At 72.3% G+C, this 3,659-nt stretch carries 7 protein-coding genes; 6 read left to right on the top strand and 1 reads right to left on the bottom strand.

All coding sequences use genetic code 11. The annotated features are described in order from the left end of the window. On the bottom strand, window positions 1–278 hold a 278-nt coding region (locus FDN03_RS16070; RefSeq protein ID WP_212743940.1), incomplete at its 3' end, for a hypothetical protein. Window positions 279–324: 46 nt separating this feature from the next. Between FDN03_RS16070 and FDN03_RS16535 the strand changes: the two genes are divergently transcribed. From FDN03_RS16535 to FDN03_RS16045, 6 genes are all read left to right on the top strand, one after another. After that, entirely contained in the window at window positions 325–483 is a 159-nt protein-coding gene (locus FDN03_RS16535) for a hypothetical protein (RefSeq protein WP_171021295.1), read from the top strand. Continuing rightward, a complete protein-coding gene (locus FDN03_RS16065) occupies window positions 480–956 on the top strand; it encodes a hypothetical protein (protein ID WP_138178590.1) in 477 nt (158 codons plus the stop codon). Before FDN03_RS16535 ends, FDN03_RS16065 begins: the two co-directional genes overlap by 4 nt. Further along, the gene (locus FDN03_RS16060) at window positions 949–1,368 is read left to right on the top strand and encodes a hypothetical protein (RefSeq protein WP_138178589.1); all 420 of its coding nucleotides are present in this window, start codon (window positions 949–951) and stop codon (window positions 1,366–1,368) included. Before FDN03_RS16065 ends, FDN03_RS16060 begins: the two co-directional genes overlap by 8 nt. Further along, the gene (locus FDN03_RS16055) at window positions 1,361–1,738 is read left to right on the top strand and encodes a hypothetical protein (RefSeq protein ID WP_138178588.1); all 378 of its coding nucleotides are present in this window, start codon (window positions 1,361–1,363) and stop codon (window positions 1,736–1,738) included. Before FDN03_RS16060 ends, FDN03_RS16055 begins: the two co-directional genes overlap by 8 nt. Then, window positions 1,735–1,992, top strand: a complete 258-nt coding sequence (locus FDN03_RS16050) for a hypothetical protein (protein WP_138178587.1) — start codon at window positions 1,735–1,737, stop codon at window positions 1,990–1,992. Before FDN03_RS16055 ends, FDN03_RS16050 begins: the two co-directional genes overlap by 4 nt. Before the next feature lie 293 nt (window positions 1,993–2,285). Then, entirely contained in the window at window positions 2,286–3,554 is a 1,269-nt protein-coding gene (locus FDN03_RS16045; RefSeq protein ID WP_138178586.1) for a hypothetical protein, read from the top strand. The last annotated feature ends 105 nt before the right edge of the window (window positions 3,555–3,659 follow it).

Here is a 3,659-nt window from a genome sequence, read left to right as displayed (position 1 = left end):
CCCAGTGCGTTCGTCCAGAGGATGGTGAGCTGCTGCACCGCGGTGTCGAGATCGAAGTTCGAGCTGTTCTCGGTGTTGAACAGAAGGGCGGTGAAGTAGGCGACCATGCCGCCGAGCGCCTGCGCGGCGTACGCGGGATCGACGTTGCGGTCGGCGAGATCGGCGTCCTGGAGGATCCGCACGCGCCTCTCGATGGGGTGGGCGAAGACCTCGTGGCGTTGCAGGCGAATCTTGAGAACGTCGTTGTCGAAGGTGGCGACCTGCTGAATGACCTGCATTATCTTGGCGTTCGCGGCATACGTCTCGAGATAGTGCCGGTTGGCCGTGCGCCACCTGATCCACGCGACCGGCCCCGACGGGTCGACCGCCCACATTGACCTGACCGGCAGACCGAACGCCGCCGCGGCGATGCGGTCGCACCTCGCGCAGGCCGGCTACCAGATCACCAGCCACGAGCGCACCGAGGAGAACGAGACCCCGTGACCGACCCGACCCCCGAGACGCCGCCCGTCGAGTACACGATCACCGCCACCATCACCACGCTCAGCAGCGACAACGCCGACCGCATCCACTCCGAACTCAACAAGGTTATCCAGTGGGCCCGCAGTCACGGGTACGCCCGCGAGGTCGGCGCCGAACTGTCCATCGTCGACTCGACCACCCCGCCCAGCATCGGCGCGTGGGGCAAGGCTGTCGCCCAGCAGCTCGCCGGCGAACTCGACCGCCGCGCCGGCCAGCTCCTCGGCTGGGCGATCACCTTCCGGCTCGACGACGGCCGTGTCGTGCTCGACGACATCGACCTGTGCGGCACCGTCACCGAAGCCACCGCCCTCGCAACCTCTCGGGACCGCGACCAGTTCGGCGACGGCCCGGGACGCCGCGGGATCGCCGCGTTGCACGCCCGCCCGGCGACCGTGCCCGCCCCGGCCACCAGCGAGGAGACCGCAGGTGCCTGACCGCCACCGCATCCACGCGGCCACCCCCGGCGGCTCGACCGCTGTCGTCGACATCACCACCACCGAACCCGGCAACGTCACGCTCCTGCGCGCGCTTCTCTCGGCCGCCGGGTTCGAGGTCACCAGCGACGATCGCGCCGACGAGCAGGCCAGCCACATCTGCCCGGCCTGCGACGACGGCGAAGGCCCCTGTCTCTGCCCGCTCGCCCCGGCCGAGGAGACCAGCGCCGAGGGCCTCCCGGAAGACGGCGACTGCCCGCACTGCCCCGGCACGGGATGCGTGGCCTGCTCCGCCCGCCACCTGCCAGCCGAGAAGGCCGAACGCGCGTTCATGGCCTGCCCCGCGACCCACCTGCCCGAGATGGCATGCGGCACCTGCGGCTGGCCCGCCGAGGGAGCCGATCGTGGCTGACACCGCCACCCGCGCCGACACGCTCCTCGACGAGGTCACCCGCCTCCGCCGCCAACTTGCCGACGCCCAGGCCGAGGCCGTCCGGTGGGAGCGGGTCGCATTCGACGCCGCTATCGAGATCGGCACCCTCCACGCGCTCCTCGACGAGACCGACCACCTGCGCATCGAGCCCGAGACCGCCCGCCGGACCGCGAGCCACGAGCGGGCCGAGCGGCGGGAGGAGATCGAGTGGCTCCGCGCCGAGCTGGATGCCCGCCGCTGCCCCCTCGCCGGCGTACGCGCCACCCTCGGTCGCGCCGCAGGAGCCGCCGGCATCCTCGCGGGCGCACTCGCCGTCGTCGCCAGCGTCGGGCGTGGAGCCACCTCATGAGCGCCCACACCTGCCACGCCGAGGGCTGCACCACCCCGTGCCCGCCGCGGATGCTCATGTGCCACCCGTGCTGGGACCTGGTACCCCACGACCGTCAGCGGGCCGTACTCGACGCCTACCAGCCCGGACAGGAACGGCTCCGGGTCATGCCGTCCGATGCCTGGCTCACCGCAGCTTTCAGGGCAAACAACGCGGTCGCCCTCGCCAAGGGCCAGCCGCTGCCATACCCGGCCATGGAAGAGGCCCAGCCATGATCGCCTTCGTCGCCCGTGTCCGCCGCCCGCGGCCAGCGCCCGCAGCCACGCCGTGCACCCACCCGGCCGCCGCCCTCACTGCACGGCCCGCAGGGCTCGGACGTGCGTGGGTCCAGCAGTGCCAGTGCGGCCGGCAGGAGGTGCTGGAGCCGTGAGCCCCCAGGGTCCGCTTTCACATCGCCTGCATGTCGCGCGCCAGAGGCAGACCCGGGCCGACACGGCGATCCGCTGTGCCGGTAGTCCCCGCCCTGGGGGCACACCCACGATCCCACAGCCCGCCGAGGAGGCGACCCGTGCCGACTGAGCCACGCCGCCGCACCGGCATCACCATCCAAGCCGGCCCCGTCCCCATCGGCCTCTGGCCGGCCCTCATCGCCGCTATCCGCGCGGCTGGCCGTGACCTCGGGGTGCAGCTCCGCGTCATGCCCGTCAGCGGCCCCGGTGAGCCTGTGGTCGACCCGGACACCGGCCTGATCGCCCGACTCCGCGCCCGGGTCGCCGAGCTGGAGGAGTCCAACCGCGTCATCCTCGGCCGCAAGGCCCGGCTGGCAGACGAGATGTCCGCCTCGGAAGGCGTCAGCAACAAGCTCGTCGCCGAAGCGGACGACGCGCGCCTGTCAGCCGAGCGGCATGCCGCCGAGCTCCTCGGTGCAGTCGGCGCGTGGGTACGAACCGCGAGCCGGGAGCAGCAGCGCGCCGAAGCCGCCGAGGCGGACGTGGAACGGGTGCGGGCACTCCACCGCGCCGTCGGCCCGTACTGCTCGCACTGCTCCGACCCGGTCGTCCGCCGCGGGCGCATGAAGCCCGACGGCCCGATCGTGTCCGAAGGGCGGCTCGTGCCCTACCCGTGCCCGACAGTGCGCGCCCTCGACGCCGCCGGCACGCCGGAACCAAGCGGGGCGGAGGACCCGCGCCGCCTATGCATACAACTGCACAACGCTCACCGAGGCCGCGCCCGAATGGAAACCGCACTCCACGACGTCCTTACCCGGCTCGAAGCCGACGCTGCCACATACCAGCGTGGCTCCGGCCCGGTAGAAGCCGGGCATACGGGCGGGGTACTCATGGCCGTTACCTGGATCCGGGAGGCCCTGGCGCAGGCGGACGCGAGACCCGAGGACATCTCCGGCCTGCCGGCCAACGCGCTGGAACAGCTCAAGCAGACGCCAGCATGGAACGCCGCCGGCACGCCGGAACTTGCAAGCGAACCGGCCAGTTCGTTGCGAGTTCGCCCCGAAGGAGCAAGCGGCGTTGCAACTGCGGGTCTCGACCGTGAACCCGGGACCGCCGAACACGGAAGCTGGAAGCCGCAGATCTACCCCATCGTCGGCGCCCTCCGCGCCGTCGACTGGACCGACTTCAACCCGACCCGTCTCGACGACCTCGCCGACGTAGCTGCGGTCATCGCCGGGGAGCTGTTCCCGCCCGAGGCCCTGGAGCGCGCCGCGATCCTTGACCCCGACATGACCCACCCCGCGTGGGCCGGGGCGCTCATGGTCGACGACGAGGCCGAGCTCGGCACGCCGGCCGCGGAGCCCGACACCAGCACGGAGCCCGCGTGACCACCTGCACCGGCATAGCCGGCGGCCACATCACCAGCACCAGCGACCCCGGCTGGTGCGTCTACTGCGGGACCGCCGTCGCACCATGAGCGCCCCGGCCCACGC

It is taken from the genome of Glutamicibacter sp. V16R2B1 (assembly GCF_005774635.1).
Classification (GTDB): Bacteria; Actinomycetota; Actinomycetes; order Actinomycetales; family Micrococcaceae; genus Glutamicibacter; species Glutamicibacter creatinolyticus.
The sequence above is the reverse complement of the archived record's forward strand: the minus strand, read 5'-3'. Positions and strand labels throughout refer to the sequence as shown.

Excerpts from the sequence above, each read along its gene's own strand:
- FDN03_RS16050 (WP_138178587.1), top strand. The coding sequence starts at position 1,735 with ATGAGCGCCCACACCTGCCACGCCGAGGGCTGCACCACCCCGTGCCCG.